Origin of the sequence: Paenibacillus sp. FSL H3-0321 (genome assembly GCF_038002865.1) — a bacterium.
In the GTDB taxonomy this organism is placed as follows: domain Bacteria; phylum Bacillota; class Bacilli; order Paenibacillales; family Paenibacillaceae; genus Paenibacillus_AQ.
The window spans coordinates 6,377,771-6,395,881 of the sequence record NZ_JBBODH010000001.1; the positions used below are offsets into that span (position 1 = coordinate 6,377,771).

The 18,111-nt window shown below is 51.7% G+C and carries 13 protein-coding genes; all 13 read left to right on the top strand.

Translation table 11 applies throughout. From position 1 onward, the window contains the following. Nucleotides 1-20 precede the first annotated feature (20 nt). The 13 genes from MHI45_RS28320 to pulA all read left to right on the top strand — a co-directional run bounded on the left by MHI45_RS28320 (nucleotide 21) and on the right by pulA (nucleotide 18,088). Nucleotides 21-1,199, top strand: coding sequence for a galactokinase (locus MHI45_RS28320; RefSeq protein ID WP_341119798.1), 1,179 nt, complete (start codon nucleotides 21-23; stop codon nucleotides 1,197-1,199). Nucleotide 1,200: 1 nt separating this feature from the next. After that, nucleotides 1,201-2,190 carry a UDP-glucose 4-epimerase GalE gene (gene galE / locus MHI45_RS28325; protein WP_076111435.1) on the top strand — a complete coding sequence of 330 codons (990 nt, stop codon included), beginning with the start codon at nucleotides 1,201-1,203 and terminating at the stop codon, nucleotides 2,188-2,190. A gap of 98 nt (nucleotides 2,191-2,288) precedes the next feature. Continuing rightward, nucleotides 2,289-3,869: a UDP-glucose--hexose-1-phosphate uridylyltransferase gene (locus MHI45_RS28330; protein WP_341119799.1), complete on the top strand. Its 1,581-nt coding sequence runs from the start codon at nucleotides 2,289-2,291 to the stop codon at nucleotides 3,867-3,869. Nucleotides 3,870-4,040: 171 nt separating this feature from the next. Then, a complete protein-coding gene (locus MHI45_RS28335; RefSeq protein ID WP_341119800.1) occupies nucleotides 4,041-5,204 on the top strand; it encodes an iron-containing alcohol dehydrogenase in 1,164 nt (387 codons plus the stop codon). Nucleotides 5,205-5,435: 231 nt separating this feature from the next. Beyond that, nucleotides 5,436-5,972: a protease gene (locus MHI45_RS28340; RefSeq protein WP_341119801.1), complete on the top strand. Its 537-nt coding sequence runs from the start codon at nucleotides 5,436-5,438 to the stop codon at nucleotides 5,970-5,972. Next, nucleotides 5,972-7,540: a flotillin family protein gene (locus tag MHI45_RS28345; RefSeq protein ID WP_341119802.1), complete on the top strand. Its 1,569-nt coding sequence runs from the start codon at nucleotides 5,972-5,974 to the stop codon at nucleotides 7,538-7,540. Before MHI45_RS28340 ends, MHI45_RS28345 begins: the two co-directional genes overlap by 1 nt. Nucleotides 7,541-7,614: 74 nt before the next feature. Next, nucleotides 7,615-8,325, top strand: a complete 711-nt coding sequence (locus MHI45_RS28350) for an ABC transporter ATP-binding protein (RefSeq protein ID WP_038588230.1) — start codon at nucleotides 7,615-7,617, stop codon at nucleotides 8,323-8,325. Next, nucleotides 8,318-9,931, top strand: coding sequence for a hypothetical protein (locus MHI45_RS28355; RefSeq protein WP_341119803.1), 1,614 nt, complete (start codon nucleotides 8,318-8,320; stop codon nucleotides 9,929-9,931). The genes MHI45_RS28350 and MHI45_RS28355 overlap by 8 nt, the downstream gene beginning before the upstream one ends. Nucleotides 9,932-10,055: 124 nt before the next feature. After that, nucleotides 10,056-10,928 (top strand): glucose PTS transporter transcription antiterminator GlcT, encoded by an 873-nt coding sequence (gene glcT, locus MHI45_RS28360; RefSeq protein WP_038588235.1) that lies wholly within the window; start codon nucleotides 10,056-10,058, stop codon nucleotides 10,926-10,928. Nucleotides 10,929-11,179: 251 nt separating this feature from the next. Continuing rightward, nucleotides 11,180-13,234 carry a glucose-specific PTS transporter subunit IIBC gene (gene ptsG / locus MHI45_RS28365; RefSeq protein ID WP_038588237.1) on the top strand — a complete coding sequence of 685 codons (2,055 nt, stop codon included), beginning with the start codon at nucleotides 11,180-11,182 and terminating at the stop codon, nucleotides 13,232-13,234. A gap of 98 nt (nucleotides 13,235-13,332) precedes the next feature. Continuing rightward, the gene (locus tag MHI45_RS28370) at nucleotides 13,333-13,608 is read left to right on the top strand and encodes an HPr family phosphocarrier protein (protein WP_038599075.1); all 276 of its coding nucleotides are present in this window, start codon (nucleotides 13,333-13,335) and stop codon (nucleotides 13,606-13,608) included. Beyond that, on the top strand, nucleotides 13,601-15,313 hold the full coding sequence (gene ptsP, locus MHI45_RS28375; protein WP_038588239.1) for a phosphoenolpyruvate--protein phosphotransferase: 1,713 nt from the start codon (nucleotides 13,601-13,603) through the stop codon (nucleotides 15,311-15,313). The genes MHI45_RS28370 and ptsP overlap by 8 nt, the downstream gene beginning before the upstream one ends. Nucleotides 15,314-15,694: 381 nt before the next feature. Continuing rightward, nucleotides 15,695-18,088, top strand: coding sequence for a type I pullulanase (gene pulA / locus MHI45_RS28380; protein ID WP_341119804.1), 2,394 nt, complete (start codon nucleotides 15,695-15,697; stop codon nucleotides 18,086-18,088). Nucleotides 18,089-18,111 lie beyond the last annotated feature (23 nt).

Genomic DNA, 18,111 nt, shown 5'->3' on the forward strand with positions numbered 1-18,111 from the left:
GAAAGGATGGAGTGGCACTAATGAGCATACAGGAACTTAACAGCAAATTTATTGAGAAGTACGGGGAGAGTACCGAAGAGGCACGCGTCTTCTACGCACCTGGCCGTGTCAATCTTATTGGAGAGCATCTGGATTACAATGGGGGTTATGTACTGCCGGCAGCGCTGGAATTCGGCACAACACTGATTGTACGCCCGCGCAGCGACGGCAAGGTTCAATTCGCATCGACGAATCTTCCTTATGAAGCTTCCATGGACTTCAGCGAAATCGGCAAGGCCAAAACAGGGGAATGGATCGACTATCCGATTGGCGTCATGGTGGAATTGGCGAAGAAGGATCTTCCGGTTTCCGGCGGCTACGATCTCTTGTTCCACGGTGATATTCCGAACGGTTCGGGCCTTTCTTCCTCCGCTTCCATTGAGGTGGTTACCGGCTTCGCGTTCCTGACACTGCTGGGTGGGGATACGGATACAGTAGAAATTGCGCTGCTGTCCCAGCGTGCGGAGAACCAGTATGTCGGCGTAAACTCCGGAATTATGGACCAGTTCGCCGTAGCCAACGGCAAGCGCGACCACGCGATTCTGCTGATGTGCGATACGCTGGAGTACAACCTGATTCCATTTGTGACCGGCGCCTACAAGCTGGTGATCGGCAACACGAACAAGAAGAGAGGTCTCGTGGATTCCAAATACAATGAACGCCGCAGCCAGTGCGACGAAGCATTGTCCATTCTGAAGCAGGAGGTTCCTTCCCTGTCTTACCTGGCAGAGCTGAAACCTCAGCAATTTGAAATCCATCAGCACAAAATTACAGATGAAACCGTCAGACGCCGCGCCCGCCATGTAGTGGAAGAGAACCAGCGTGTGCTTGACTCGGTTGAAGTACTTAAGAACAATGACCTGAAGCAGTTTGGTCAATATATGAATGACTCCCATGTCTCGCTTCGTGATCTGTATGAAGTAAGCTGCGAGGAGCTGGACATTATGGTTGAAGAAGCGCAGCGGATTCCCGGAACCCTTGGCTCGCGGATGACCGGTGCGGGATTCGGCGGATGTACGGTATCACTGGTGCATGAGGATGATGTCGAACGCTTTATCCGTCAAGTCGGTGAAGCCTATACCACCAGATCCGGTCTGGTAGGCGAATTCTACGTATGCGGTATCGGCAATGGTGTGGAAGAATTGAAAGGAGTGAAGTGAGATGGCGATTTTGGTAACAGGTGGAGCGGGGTATATCGGTTCTCATACAGTAGCTGAACTGCTGGAGCGGGGCGAGGAAGTTGTGGTTATCGACAATTTGCTGACAGGCCACCGTGAGGCGCTGCTGGGCGGCAAGCTGTATGAAGGTGACCTGCGGGACAAGGCGCTGCTGGCCAAGCTGTTTTCGGAGAACAAGATTGAAGCGGTGATCCATTTTGCCGCAAGCTCGCTGGTGGGCGAGAGCATGAAGGACCCGGTCAAATACTATGACAACAACGTATATGGTACACAGTGTCTGCTGGAAGCGATGCAGCATGCAGGTGTGGACAAAATCGTCTTCTCCTCCACGGCCGCAACCTACGGCGAACCGGAAAAGGTGCCGATCGAGGAAACCGACCGCACAGAGCCGGCGAATGTGTACGGTGAAACCAAACTGACGATGGAACGCATGATGGCCTGGTTTGACAAGGTGCTTGGCATCAAGTACGTGGCGTTGCGCTACTTCAATGCTGCAGGGGCACATGCCAGCGGCAAGATTGGCGAAGACCACCGTCCGGAGAGCCATCTGCTTCCGCTGGTGCTGCAAACCGCGCTGAAGCAGCGGGAGAGCATTGCTGTCTTCGGCGAAGACTATCCGACCGAAGACGGAACCTGCGTCCGCGACTATATCCATGTCAGCGATTTGGCTGACGCCCATGTCCGGGCGGTCAACTATCTGCGCAGCGGCAGTGCAAGCAATATCTTCAACCTTGGCAACGGCCTCGGCTTCTCGGTCAAACAAGTGATCGAAACCGCCAAGAAGGTGACCGGGCTGGACATTCCGGTTGTCATTCAAGAGCGCCGCGCCGGTGATCCTGCTGTGCTGGTAGCTTCTTCTGACAAAGCCCGCTCCATTCTCGGCTGGACTCCGCAGCATGCGGACCTTGAGGATATTATTCAGAGCGCATGGAACTGGCATTCAGCGAATCCGCAAGGATACGGAGAAGAATAACTCCTGGCTGTCCGGGGTAGTCTGGCTTTCTATTGAACCAGCTGCCCCCCCAAAAAAGGACGCAGACAACTCGCTACACCACATTAAGGAGAATTTAAATGCCTAACGATATTAATACCGCTCCGGCCGGAGAGAAGGCGCTGCATGCCATCGAACAGCTTGTGCTGTTTGCGCTGCACCAGGAGCTGATCCAGCCTGCCGATGTTGACTATAGCCGCAATGAACTGTTGGACCAGTTCGGCTTCAGTGAGCCGTATGACCTTGAATTCAGTGAAACACCGCTTGAGAGCCCGCAGGGACCGCTGGACATTCTGATTGATTATGGCTTCGAAATCGGATTGATCCCGGAGAATACCGATACGTACCGTGATCTGCTGGATGCGAAGATTATGGGCCTGCTGATGGCACGGCCATCTGAAGTCAATGCCCAATTCTATAGCCTCTCGGCTGAGAAGGGGATTGAGGCGGCAACCGACCGCTTTTACAAATTAAGCATCGATTCCAACTATATCCGCATGGACCGGATCTCGAAGAATGTGTTCTGGCTGCAGGAATCACCATACGGGGATATCGAAATGACGATTAACCTGTCCAAGCCCGAGAAGAACCCGAAGGAAATCGCCATGGCCAGGCTGCTCCCTCCGCCGGTCTATCCGAAATGCCTGCTCTGCCGCGAAAATGTGGGTTATGCCGGACGGTTGAATCACCCGCCGCGCCAGAACCTGCGTGTAATTCCGCTGAAGCTGAACAATGAGAATTGGTTCTTACAATACTCGCCGTATGTGTACTACAACGAGCATTGCATTGTGTTCCATCACGATCATGTGCCGATGAAGCTGACCAAGGAGTCGCTGAAGCGTCTGCTCAGCTTTGTGGAAGCTTTCCCGCATTATTTCATTGGCTCGAACGCCGATCTGCCGATTGTCGGCGGGTCGATTCTTACCCATGATCATTTTCAGGGCGGGCGCCACACCTTCCCGATCCAGAAAGCACCGAAAGAGCAGACGTTCACCCATGCCTCCTACCCGGGCGTCAGCCTCAGCATCGTGAAGTGGCCGATGTCGGTCCTGCGTTTGCATGGAGCGGACCCTGCAGTGCTGCTGGAATGCGGCAACGATCTCTATGAAGCCTGGAAATCCTACAGCGATCCTGAGGCTGAGGTATTAGCTTTCAGCGAAGTTGACGGTGTGGAAACCCCGCATAATACCGTTACTCCAATCGTGCGGCGGGCGGAAGACGGCGGCTTCGAGCTGGATCTGGTGCTGCGCAACAACCGGACCAGCGGGGAATTCCCCGAAGGGATATTCCACCCGCACCGGGAGATGCACCATATCAAGAAGGAGAACATCGGCCTGATTGAGGTTATGGGTCTGGCTATTCTGCCGGGACGACTGAAGGAAGAGCTGGATGCTATCGCAGGCGTGCTTGCCGGAGATCTCCCGCTACTGGCTGCCGTGAAGAGTGAAGCTGATCACGCGCTTGCACAGCATGCCTCGTGGATACAAGAGCTGGCCGAACGTTTCGGCACAGGTCACAACCACGAAGAAGCTGTCAAAATCGTGCAGAATGAGGTCGGTATCAAGTTCACCCATATTCTGGAGCATGCCGGGGTCTACAAACGGACACCGGAAGGACAAGCCGCTTTCCGCCGGTTTGTGCAGAGCTTCGGAGCCCTATAAACAACTGAATGTTAGTATTAATGTCCCCGGCCATGCAGGTTTGGGGGCTTTTCTTATACAGTTCGTTCAGCTTGGCGTGATACGGGGAGACGCTGTGATTTGAATGACGCACGCCGGAGGTCTATAATATGAAATTGCATCACATTCATCAACTAATGGAGGTTTACCCATATGCGCAAGTTTGAATTTTATAATCCTACCAAGCTGATTTTTGGACAAGGAACATTGCAGGCTTTGAAGACCGAAGTCCCGAAATACGGTAAGAACGTATTGCTGATGTACGGCGGCGGCAGCATCAAACGCAGCGGTTTGTACGATAATGTGCTGGCTGAGCTGAATTCCATCGGGGCTGTCGTGACCGAACTGGCCGGAGTCGAGCCGAACCCGCGTCTGTCCACTGTACATAAAGGTGTGGCATTGTGCCGGGAGCACAACATTGAGCTGATCCTTGCCGTAGGCGGGGGCAGCGTACTGGACTGTGCCAAGGCAGTTGCGGTAGGCGCGAAATATGAAGGGGATATGTGGGACTTTGTGGAACGCAAGGCTGCTCCGCAAGCCGCGCTGCCGCTGGGCACAGTGCTGACGATGGCGGCTACCGGTTCCGAGATGAACAACGGATCTGTCATCAGCAACGAAGTCACCCAGGAAAAAATGGGCTGGGGCAGCGTGCATGCCTTCCCGGCATTTTCCATCCTTGATCCCGAGAACACCTTCACTTTGCCGCGTGACCAGACTGTCTACGGCATGGTGGATATCATGTCGCATGTTCTGGAGCATTATTTCCATACCGACGGCAACACGCCTGTACAGGACGGTTTCTGTGAGACGCTGCTGCGCACCGTTATTGAAACGGCACCGAAGCTGATCGGGGACCTGAACAATTACGAGCTGCGCGAAACGATTATGTACTGCGGCACAATGGCTCTGAACGGCATGGTCAGCATGGGCTTCGCCGGAGACTGGGCAACACACAACATCGAGCATGCCGTATCAGCAGTCTACGATATCCCGCATGGCGGCGGTTTGGCTATTCTCTTCCCGCAATGGATGAAGTACAACCTCAGTACGAACCCTGCCCGCTTCCGCCAGCTGGCCGTGAACGTATTCGGCATTGATCCGTCCGGCAAAAGCGATGAAGAAGCCGGTCTTGAAGGCATTGAAGCACTGCGCCGCTTCTGGGATTCCATCGGTGCGCCGAAGACCTTGGGCGACTATGATATCAATGACAGCGAAATCGGAAATATGGCCGACAAAGCGGTGCGTTTCGGACCGTTCGGTAATTTCCGCAAGCTGGAGCGTGAGGATGTCGTAAAAATTTATACAATGGCGCTGTAAGAACGCCATCATAAAGGGGCTGCAGAACTGGAGCTCCGGGCAGGAAATCAAGCCGTTCCCGGTAATGGGGACGGCTTTTTTGCATAAACTGTTGGCATAGGCCGGTTTGGGTTCAAGGCTGCTTCCACGATACAATATTGAGATAATCATCCAAGTTTGTGAAACCAAGGACATGGTTTGAACGTTTATACTAGTATGACAGTCCGGAACTATAGACGGGAGGAGAAAATAATGCAAACGCTGTATTTGGGCTGTTTGGCGCTCAGCGTCATTTTTGCCGTAGTCAGCGTAGTTGTGGGAGATCTGATCGGCAATGTTTTGGATGGGATATTTGATGTAGCTTCCTTTGATTTCCTGAACCCTGCTGTGCTGGCCGGGGGAGTCACCGTATTTGGCGGAGCAGGCATTCTGCTCACGCGTTACAGCAGGCTGGAAGATGGCGCTGTTCTTGCCTTGTCCTTGCTGATCGCAGCCTTTATGGGGGTGGTTCTTTACTTGGGAGTCGTCAAACCGATGGACAAAAGCGAGATGTCAAACGGGTTCTCCATGAGCGAGCTGCCTGGCAAGATCGGAGAAATTACCGTTCCTATTCCGGCACAGGGCTATGGCGAAATCATGGTGAAGTTTGGCGCAGGCAACAGCCTGCATACGGCAGCCAGCTTTGAGCAGCTTTCCCTCCCGGCCGGGATTAAGGTTGTAGTGGTAGAGGTCCGGGAAGGTGTTGCGCTGGTAACTGAATTTGAAGAGAGAAAAGGAGTGGATTCTTAATGTTAGGCTTAGACATTCCAGATTATTTGTTTATTCCTATTGTAGTTGTAGCGGTTCTGCTGGTGCTTGGGATTGCGTTCTGGGCACGTTACAAGACGGTCGGACCCGATGAAGGAATGATTGTCACCGGTTCCTTTCTCGGCAGCAATCATATCTCAGATGATGGCTCGGGCCGTAAAATCAAGATAGTCCGCGGGGGCGGGGCGTTCATTCTGCCTGTCTTCCAGAAGGCCGAGTTCATGTCTCTGCTTTCGCATAAGCTCGATGTGACGACACCGGAGGTATACACTGAGCAAGGGGTGCCGGTTATCGCCGACGGTGTGGCTATTATCAAGGTAGGCAGTTCTACCGAAGATGTGGCAACGGCAGCCGAACAGTTCATGGGCAAGCCGATAGAAGGGCTGAAGAGCGAGGCGCAGGAAGTGCTTGAAGGGCATCTGCGGGCGATTCTCGGCTCAATGACCGTGGAAGAGGTTTACCGCAACCGTGACCGGTTTGCCCAGGAGGTTCAGGGTGTAGCAGCGCGCGATCTTAAGAAGATGGGACTGCAGATTGTCTCCTTCACCATCAAAGATGTGCGCGACAAGCACGGATACTTGGAAGCTCTAGGTAAACCGCGGATTGCTGCAGTGAAGCGGGATGCAGAAATCGCCGAAGCGGAAGCGCTGCGGGATGCGCGGATCCAGAAGGCAAACGCCGAGGAGCAAGGGCAGAAGGCTGAACTGCTGCGGGATACGAACATCGCCGAAGCCTCCAAGGACAATCAGCTGAAGGTTGCAGCCTTTAAACGTGATCAGGATACAGCCAAGGCGGAAGCCGATCAGGCTTATCACATCCAGGAGGCGCGCGCCAAGCAGACGGTGGTGGAAGAGCAGATGAAGGTCGAACTGGTTCGCAAGGAACGCGAGATAGACCTGCAGTCCAAAGAAATACAGGTGCGCGAGAAGCAGTACGATGCGGAAGTGAAGAAGAAAGCGGAAGCCGACCGCTACGCAGTGGAACAGGCGGCAGAAGCCGATAAGGCCAAGCGGATGCGTGAAGCCGATGCCTTGCAGTACAGCATTGAGACCCAGGCGAAGGCAACATCCGAGCAGAAACGCCTGGAAGGCCAGGCAACAGCCGACGCAGAGCTGGCTAAAGGTAAAGCGGAGTCCGAAGTTATCCGCCTGCGCGGTCTCGCAGAAGCAGAAGCCAAAGAGAAGCTGGCCGAAGCGTTCCAGAAATTCGGTGAAGCTGCCGTGCTCGACATCATCGTGAAGATGCTGCCTGAATTGGCCGGTAAAATTGCCGAGCCGCTGGCATCCATCGACAAGCTCACTGTGGTGGATACGGGCAATGGTGAAGGAGCGGCGCGGGTCAGCAATTATGTGACCCAGCTGATGTCGACGGCACCGGAAATGCTGAAGAGTGTCTCGGGAATTGATGTAGAGGCATTGATTAAAGGTTTGACTAAAGGGAAAACGGGAACTCTGGACCACAGACCGGCAGTATCGGTTGCACCTGCGGTACCGGTAGTACCTGCAGTACCGGTAGTGCCAGTGGTTCCAACTGATAAACTTGAAGGATAATGCGGGATAACTCAAGGTATGACAGGCGCATTGCCTGTCATACCTTGAATTTTATGGAGAGTGGGGAACTTCGTATGGAGCTGCTCTTGGATAACATCCGTAAGAGCTTCGGAGATAAACAAGTGCTCAAAGGCATTGACTACACTTTTGAAAAAGGCAAGATTTACGGTCTGCTGGGCCGCAACGGTGCCGGTAAAACCTCGCTGTTCAACTGCTTGAGCGGGGAGATTGGAATGGACAGCGGCGGGGCTTTTTTACGGGAAAACGAAGTAAGCAGTCCGCTTCGCGAGGCGGATATCGGGTATGTGTTTTCTTTGCCCATCCTGCCGGAATTTCTTACAGGCTATGAGTTTGTGAAATTCTATATGGATATCAACCGCGACAAGATTGAACCTGGCAAAAGCATCGAAGACTATTTCGACATTATCCGGATTGAGCAGGAGGACCGCCACCGGCTGATCAAAGGGTATTCTCATGGCATGAAGAACAAGATCCAAATGCTCTGCTTTATCATTACGCGTCCGCCCTTGATATTGCTGGACGAACCATTGACTTCTTTTGACGTTGTGGTGGCACTGGAGATCAAGAAGCTGCTGCGGGAGATGAAGCAGGATCATATCATTATTTTCTCCACCCATATTTTGCAGCTTGCAGCCGACTTGTGCGACGAGCTCGTTATCCTGAATAACGGGACACTCCAGGAGATTCCTGCCGACACTCTGCACAGCCCGGAATTCGAGGAGAGAATCATAACCTTGCTAAAGGATGAGGGCAGCAATGATTAAGACGCTGAACACCATACTGGATATCAGGGGCGCATCCGGGGCGAACCGGCTGATCTATTATCTCCAGCGGTTGCCGGTAATTGGGAAGATGGCAAAGAATGACTTGTATTCCCGGACAGGACTCAAAAAGACGCTGACTGTAATCGTGCTTATTCTGAAGATAATATGGGGCTTTCTGACCAAATTCGCTTATTTGGGAATTGTAGTCTATTGGCCTGTGATCACAATCGGCAAGGAACTGCCGCCTGCTGAACAGTATCAGCTCTATCTGCAAGTGCTGGTCATAATCAGTTGTGTCGTAGCCGCAGTTTCAAATGCGGTCATCCTGGAACCGAAGCGGGACAAATATATTTGTGTGAAGCTGATGCGGCTGCCTGCTGATCAGTACATGCACGCTACTCTGTCGCTTCGGACCTTCAGTTTCTTTGTTTATTATATACCGGCCATGTGCCTCTTCGCTTCATTGCTGCAGGCCCCGGTCTGGCAGGGAGTGCTGCTTGCCCTGCTGTTAACTGCCTGGCGCTTGGGAAGTGAGGCGCTGCATTTATGGCTCTTCGACCATACGGACATTGTGCTTGTCAAAAAAACAGGGTGGGTGTGGACCGTCATAGGCGTGGGATTTCCGCTTGCCTATGCTCTGCTGTATGCAGAAGTGTCCTTCGTGGACAGCGCTATGTTGTTCAACCTGCCGGCGGGTTTAGCCATTGCGGCTATAGGAGTGGTTGCCGCCGTTTATATTGCGCGTTATCCCCGTTACCGCAGTGCAGTTGACGCTGTGACCAAAATAGACGATCCGCTGCTGGATATGGGGCGTATGATGAAGGAATCGAGAGTTAAGGATGTCGAGACGAAAGAAAAGGATTTTTCAGCGGAACAGCTGAGTCCCGGTCAATTTCAGGAGAAAAGCGGCTATGCTTACCTGAATGCGATCTTTTTCTCGCGGCATAAACGTTTTTTAATACAGCCGATTCAGCGGCGGATGCTTATCATTGGCGTGTTGTTCGCAGCCGGATTGCTGTCGATGATGGTCTCACCGGCAATGTTTACCAAGATGTCACATTTTTTAATCGGCAGCCTTTCTTATTTTGTATTTATTATGAATTTTACCTCGATCGGTGAGAAGGTCTGCAAAGCCATGTTTTACAACTGCGATATTAGTCTGCTGCGGTATGGATTCTACCGGGAACGGACGGCGGTGCTGAGCAATTTCCGGATTCGGCTGCTGAGAATAACCGCTCTGAATTTGATTCCGGCCGGAGCTATTTGTATAGCTGTGAATCTGCTCATTCTGCTTTCGGATGAAACCTGGGGGATTGCGGATGCAGCTGGTTTTTGCGGGGCTATCCTCGGCTTATCCCTGTTCTTCTCCGTGCATCACTTGTTCATGTATTATATTTTCCAGCCTTACAGCACAGAGCTGAATTTGAAGAATCCGTTCTTCACCATTGTCAACAGCATTGTGTTGGCTGCAACCATTGTGTGCCTCCGCTTGGAGAGCACTCCGGCTTATTTTGCGGGAATGGTACTGCTGACCACGGTAGCCTACATGACCATCGCCTTATTCCTGGTCTATAAATACTCGGGCAGAACCTTCCGGGTAAAATGATCCAGCCTCTTCCACATCTGAAATCTTGATGTTATGGCGGTAGCCAAGTATAATCTACACATGCTGTCAAGTTATGCAGCTGCCGCAGCGGCAAAGGTATTCAGAATTCAAAGAGGTGTAAGCAGTGAGCAGCATAACAGTGGCTAAGGTACTCAATAACAATGTGATTATTGCCGAGCATCCCCAATACGCCGAGGTTGTGGTGATCGGAAAGGGCATAGGCTTTAACCGGAAAATGCGTGATCGGATCAGTCTGTCTTCCGTGGAGAAGATGTTTATTCTCCGCAGCCAGGAGGAGCAGGAGCAATACAAGCAGCTCGTTCCGCAGGTGGACGAGAAGCTGATCGAGGTAGTTCAGGAGATTGTATTGCATATCATGCAGAGCAGCCGCCAACCGCTGAATGAACATATTCATATTGCACTCACTGACCATATTTCATTTGCCATCCGCCGTCATGAACAAGATATCGCCATACATAATCCGTTTCTGTACGAAACCAGGGAAATTTACCCTGAGGAATACAGTCTGGCCGAATATGCAGTCGGGCGGATCAATCAGGCGATGGGGGTAACGTTGCCTTTTGATGAGATCGGTTTTGTCGCTTTGCATATTGTAAGCGCATTGAGCAACCGTCATATCTCCGAGGTGAAGCAGCATTCCGTGCTGATCGGTGATCTCGTGGGGCTGGTGGAGGATAATCTGAGTTATCATGTTCCGCGGGATTCCCTGGATTATTCCCGGCTGGTCACCCATCTGCGTTTTGTTCTGGAAAGACTGCGCCGTGGTGAGAGTGTGCGGGAGACTTCTTCTCTTGACGGGTTAATGAAGCGCGAATATCCTGAAATGTACATGCTGGCCTGGAAGCTGACTAAGGTCATTGAGCAGCGGGTGCGTATTCCGGTATATCCGGCTGAAGTGAGCTACCTGACTATTCATCTGCAGCGTCTGGCCCAGAAGAAAGAGGATGAAGAGGATATGGAGCAGCATGAGGGTTGAAATGAACCCCTTACAAAAACATGCTTGCAACTTCAAAAAATCGGTGCTACAATGTTCCCTGTTCCAATAAAACAGAATACCTACGTGTAACTGATACGATCAGGCATGAGTGATTTACAGTATTTTGGTTGTCAGGCCCCAAGCTGGGGCAATCTAACCTTAGTGTTAGAGAGACAAACCTTAATGCTGTGTTGCTCATGCCTTTTTTGGTTTCCTGTTTGTGCGAAATTACTATTAAGGAAGTGGCCTAAATGTTCAAAAAGTTGTTTGGCGTTTTGCAAAGAGTCGGTAAAGCGCTTATGCTTCCTGTAGCCATCCTGCCTGCGGCGGGCTTGCTGCTCGGGATCGGCAACATGCTGGTTAACCCGGATTTCCTCCAATACGTACCGGCACTGGAAAACAGCGGGGTTCAGGCCGTTGCCAACGTTTTGATGAACTCGGGACAGATTGTTTTTGATAACCTGTCGCTCTTGTTTGCGGTCGGGGTAGCCATCGGTCTTGCCGGTGGTGAAGGGGTTGCCGGTCTTGCGGCAATCATCGGTTTCCTCGTCATGAATGTAACCATGGGAACGGTACTGGGCATTAACGCTTATGTATTGACCTGGAAGGATTTCTCCTATTCCAGTGTCTTGGGAATACCGACGCTGCAGACAGGGGTTTTCGGCGGTATCCTGGTCGGGATACTGGCCGCGTCGATGTACAAGCGGTTCTTCCGCATAGAATTGCCGTCGTATCTCGGTTTCTTTGCGGGTAAACGGTTTGTGCCGATTATGACGGCAGTAACCTCCCTGATTCTTGGTCTTGTATTGACGGCTGTTTGGCCGCCGATCCAGCACGGCCTGAACTATGTGTCGCAAAGCATGATCAACACGAACTTGACGCTGTCGGCCTTTATCTTCGGTGTCATTGAGCGTTCACTGATTCCTTTCGGCTTGCATCACATTTTCTATTCGCCGTTCTGGTATGAGTTCGGAAGTTATGTCGATAAAGCCGGCGAACTGGTACGCGGGGATCAGCGGATCTTCATGCAGCAGCTGCGCGACGGGGTGGATTTCACAGCGGGTACATTTACAACAGGTAAATATCCGTTCATGATGTTCGGTCTGCCGGCAGCGGCACTGGCGATCTACCATGAAGCCAAACCTGAGAACAAAAAGATTGTCGGCAGCTTGATGGTTTCTGCAGCCCTTACTTCTTTCCTGACAGGGATTACAGAGCCGCTGGAATTCTCATTCCTGTTCGTAGCTCCGCTTCTGTTCGCAGTGCATGCTGTCTTTGCAGGTCTTTCCTTTATGACTATGCAAATCCTTCATGTTAAGATCGGAATGACCTTCTCCGGCGGCTTTATCGACTATGTGCTGTTCGGTATTATCCCGAACCGTACTGCGTGGTGGCTGGTTATCCCGGTAGGTCTGGTTATTGCCGTGATTTACTACTTTGGATTCCGCTATGTCATCCGGAAGTTCAATCTGAAAACTCCGGGCCGTGAAGATGCATCCGATGATTCGGAAGACGTCAACACGGGGAATGTATCTACAAGCGGTGATGATCTGCCGCGCAACATTTTGTCCGCACTGGGCGGCAAAGAAAACATCACCCATCTGGACGCCTGCATCACCCGCCTCCGCGTCGAGGTTAAGGATAAGGCAGGCGTAGATAAGAACCGGCTGAAGAAGCTGGGTGCTTCCGGTGTGCTTGAGGTTGGTAATAACGTTCAGGCGATCTTTGGTACACGTTCAGATACAATCAAGTCACAGATACAGGATGTCATGAACGGCAGAATACCAGCTGCTTCAGCCGCACCGCAGCCTGAGCTTGAGAAGCAGGTCGGTGAAGAAGGCGCAGCAATTATTCCTGAGGACATCGTGTCCCCGGTAAATGGCGAGCTGCTTGATATTACGCAGGTTCCAGATGCTGTCTTCTCCCAGAAGATGACGGGTGACGGCTTCGCCTTCCTGTCAGATGACGGCAAGATTGCTTCACCGGTATACGGTAAAGTGTTCAATGTATTCCCGAGCAAGCATGCTATCGGGATTATGTCCGACGGCGGCAAGGAAGTGCTCGTGCATATTGGTGTTAATACTGTAAAGCTTAAAGGCCAAGGCTTCACGATTCTTGTAGAAGAAGGCGACCTGGTAGCTGCAGGACAGCCGATTATGGAAGTGGATCTGGAATACGTGAAAGCCCATGCGCCTTCCGTTATTTCACCGGTCATCTTCTCCAATCTGCCTGAAGGGTCCACGGTTACCTTGAAGAAGCCGGGTAAAGTGGCTGTAGGCGATAAAGACATCATCAGCATTCAGTAAAATGTGCATTGGCATGGCGCTTCCCTTATAATGAAGGGGAGCGCGGCCTTCACATAAGACAAACATTCAAATTAACAGAAAGCGAGTTGGATATTATCATGCAAAAAACATTCAGAATTATTGACGAAGACGGAATTCACGCACGCCCAGCAACAGCGCTGGTAAATACAGCAACAAAGTTTAAAGGCACAGAAGCATTCGCGGAAGCCAAAGGTAAAAAAGTAACACTTAAATCCATTCTCGGCGTATTGTCTTTGGGTCTTGAAGCTGGCGATACCTTGAGTCTGATTACTGAAGGCAGTGAAGAAGCGGAAGCACTGAGCGCACTGCAAGATGTGATGATTAAAGAAGGGCTGGGAGAGCTCCATGAATAAAATTTCAGGAATCGCGGCTTCAGCAGGTATTGCCGTAGCCCGTGCATTTATCCTGGAACATCCGGATTATACAATCACGAAGACTGCTGTAAGCGATGTGGAAGCCGAGATTGCCAAACTGGAGAGCGCCCTGGAGAAATCCAAGGGCGAGCTGCAGGGCATTAAGGAGCGCACGCTCGCTGAATTGGGCGAGAAGAAGGCGGAGATTTTCGAATCCCATCTGCTGATTCTTGAAGACCCCGAACTCATCAGTCCCGTAATGGATAAAATCCGCGAGGAATCGGTTAATGCGGACTATGCCCTAAATGAAGTTGCCACTCAGTTTATCGAAATGTTCGAAAATATGAAAAGTGCTTACCTGCAGGAACGTGCCGCTGATATGCGCGATGTAACCAAACGCATCCTGAACCACCTGCTGGGTATTCACTATGTAAGTCCTGCGGAAATCAATGAAGAGGTTATCGTCATTGCCCTGGATTTGACTCCATCCGACACGGCGCAGCTTAATCGTAAATACGTGAAGGGCTTCACGACGAATATCGGCGGACGCACCTCGCACTCGGCCATCATGGCCCGGTCCCTGGAAATTCCGGCGGTAGTCGGCACCAAGAATGTACTGTCTGAAGTCAAGGCGGGAGATCTGGTGATTGTCGACGGTTTGAGCGGAGATGTTCTAATCAACCCGAGCGATGCTGAAGTCGCCGAATATAAAGCTAAACAGGAAGCCTATGATCTGCAAATTGCCGAGTGGAAAAAACTCCGCGATGAGCCGACCGTATCGGCTGACGGCAAACATGTAGAACTAGCTGCCAACATCGGCACACCTAATGATGTGAACGGTGTGATCGAGAACGGCGGCGAAGGTGTAGGTCTGTACCGCACCGAGTTCCTGTACATGGGCCGAGACAAGCTGCCTTCCGAGGAAATTCAGTACAATGCTTACCGCACTGTGCTTGAGAACATGAACGGCAAGCCGGTTGTTGTGCGCACACTGGATATCGGCGGCGACAAGGAGCTGCCTTACCTGGATCTGCCGAAGGAAATGAACCCGTTCCTTGGATTCCGTGCGATCCGCCTGTGTCTGGACCGTCAGGATATTTTCCGCACCCAGCTGCGCGCTTTGCTTAGAGCAAGTGCTCACGGTGACCTGCGCATCATGTTCCCGATGATCGCTACGCTCGGCGAATTCCGTGCAGCCCGCGATCTGCTGCTGGAAGAAAAGGCTAAGCTGCGCGAAGAAGGCAAGGAAGTATCGGACAACATTCAGTTGGGCATCATGGTAGAAATTCCATCAACGGCGGTTCTGGCTGACCAGTTCGCCAAAGAAGTGGATTTCTTCAGTATCGGTACCAACGATCTTATTCAATATACGATGGCTGCCGACCGTATGAATGAACGGGTATCCTACCTGTATCAGCCATACAATCCGGCGATCCTGCGTCTGGTCAAAATCGTTATCGACGCAGCCCATGCCGAAGGCAAATGGACCGGCATGTGCGGCGAAATGGCCGGCGACAGCACAGCGATTCCGCTGCTGCTCGGTCTGGGCCTCGATGAGTTCAGCATGAGCGCAACCTCCATCCTGCCTGCACGCAGCCAGATTTCTAAGCTGTCCGCTGCAGATATGAAGGAAATGGCTGCTAAAGCACTTCAGCTTGGCACCGCCGAGGAAGTTGCTGCACTTGTGCAGAGCAGCGTGAAGTAAATTCGCAAAGCTTTCTTGCATTATCCGTTTAGGCAATTCACTCTTCCAACTACTACTGCCGGCCTCCTCTATAGGAGGCCGTTTTTTTGTTGTCAGCGGCAGTACATCATCTTTTGTTCGTGCTGTCATTTATAAGGACAAGCTCAAATACCTGGGCGCAGCAGCCGATAATAGAATGTGGGCACATAAAACGGGTGGAACCCAAACCTGTGAACATAGTGTTACATATTATATTATGATTCAAAAGAAAGACAGTACTCTATAGACTTCGCTTGCAGATCTGTGCAAGTATTAATTTCTTCCATAGTGGAAATAGTTGGATTTAAGTGAAGTAAACCGTTATCCGGCAATATGGCGGAGAACAGGGGGATGGTGGAATACATGAATAGCAATTATATAAATACAGAGACAATAATAGAGACTTATGAAGGCAAAGACCTTGGACTAACCTACACTGCAGGCTGCAGCCAGTTTAAAGTATGGGCCCCGACGGCCTTTACCGTATCGGTTGTATTGTACGAGACCGGCGGGACCGGCGCAGATGTATCAGCCGTTTATTCCAAAGACAGTGGAGTGATTATCCCCATGCAGCGCCAGGATGGCGGTGTTTGGCAGGCGCAGCTTACCGGAGATCTGAAAGGCAAATATTATATGTACCGCACCGTATTTGCCGACGGCAGTATAAGGGAGGCCGCCGATCCCTATGCAACCGCTGTTTCGGCGAACGGGGTGAGGTCGGCGATTGTGGATTTGCGTGAGACCGATCCGCCCTCCTGGGCAGAGGACCGTTCACCCCAGTTGCAACATCCCGCAGATGCGGTAATTTATGAGCTGCATGTACGGGATTTCTCCGCCCATGAGAGCTCTGGCATGTTGCATAAGGGGAAGTTCAAAGCTTTTACGGAAACCGGATTACGTGATTCCGCAGGGAATGCACTGGGGATTGATCATTTGGCTGAACTGGGAATTACCCACGTGCATCTAATGCCGGTATTCGATTTCCAGACGGTAAACGAACTGAATGCAAATGGTCTGGACACCGAAGCGGGACATTACAGCGAATATAACTGGGGTTATGATCCACAGCATTATAATGTACCCGAAGGGTCCTACAGTACGAATCCGGCTGAACCCGGGACCCGGATCCGTGAATTCAAAGAAATGGTGCAGGCACTGCACAGCCGAGGCATTTCGGTCATTATGGATGTGGTGTACAACCATACGTATTCTGTTGAGAAGGGGCCATTCGAGCCGCTGGTGCCGGAGTATTTCTACCGTCATGATTATTTGGGTAGACTGTCCAACGGTTCGGGCGTCGGCAACGAAATTGCCACAGAGCGGCCTATGGTGCGCAAATATATTAAGGACTCCTTGTTATACTGGGCTTCGGAGTATCATATCGACGGGTTCCGCTTTGATCTGATGGGTCTGATGGACAGCGTAACCATGCGCGAAATTACGGAAGAGCTGCGCCTTGCCATTAATCCGAATCTGCTGATCTACGGGGAGCCGTGGACAGGAGGGGACTCTCCACTGGCGGACAAAACGCTGAAGGGTGTGCAGCGGGGCAAAGGTTATGCCGTGTTCAATGACAACTTCCGTGCGGCAATAAAAGGCGACAGCGATGGTTGGGGCAAAGGCTTCGCAACCGGTGAATATGGCAAAGAAGGCGCAGTGGCGTCGGGAATAAAAGGAGCGATTCATGAATTTACCGACTCGCCTGTCGAAACGGTGAATTATGTTACCGCTCATGATAACTTGAATCTGTGGGATAAGGTGCTTGCTTCCCAAGGCCAGCGCCAGGCGGCGGATCTGCCTGAACTGGAGAATGGAAGATTGAAGGGCGGCGGAGAGGTCGAAAAGGCGGTCGCTAAAGCAAATCCGTACTTCGCAATCGACCCGCAGGATGTTCTTGACAATGAAACTGTGCGCCGATCCCTGCTGGCTAACGGGATCATTTTAACCTCCCAGGGCATTCCTTTTCTGCATGCCGGAGATGAAATACTGCGCAGCAAATACGGGGATCATAACAGCTACCGTTCCCCTGATGTGGTCAATGCGATCCGCTGGGATAACAAAGAGACATTTATGACTGTCTTTCAATATTATAAAGGGCTTATTGAGCTGCGGCGCAAGCATCCGGCCTTCCGTCTGCATGGACGGCAGGAGATCGAGCGCTCACTGGAGTTCCTGCGCTGTGAAGACGGCGTCGTCGCTTATCAGCTGAAGGATAATGCAGGCGGTGATGTCTGGAACAATATCGTTGTTATTTTCAACGCCAATTGGGGGCCTGTTACTCAGCAGCTGCCTGAGACAGGCGGCTGCTGGAACATTGTGGTGGATCATTCCGGTGCCGGTACAGAAGCCTTCCGTATTGCCACAGATCATGCAGTAGAGCTTGAAGGACTGTCGATGATGGTACTGTATGATGTCTACGGCGAGCCTGCACCGCGGGCAAAGATCATTGAGGTTCATTATGACCGCCCCGACGGCGATTACCGCGGCTGGAATCTTTGGGTGTGGGGTACAGGCATCCAGGATGGGCAGTGCGATTTCCGGCAGATGGAGGATGGACGTGCGGTAGCACGGATCGAAGTGGTGCCGGGAACAGAGTCGGTTGGATATATTTTGCGGCTGAATGACTGGGAAGAGAAGGGTAGCGGAGACCGCTTTATAGACTGCTCCGGCAGTGAAGCGCTGCTTAAGGTAGTGGTGCAAGACCGCAGCAGTGCAAGCAGCGGCGATGGAGATAATCCGCTTCAGTTAAGCAGCTGAAGTTAAGATATAGAAGAAACGGA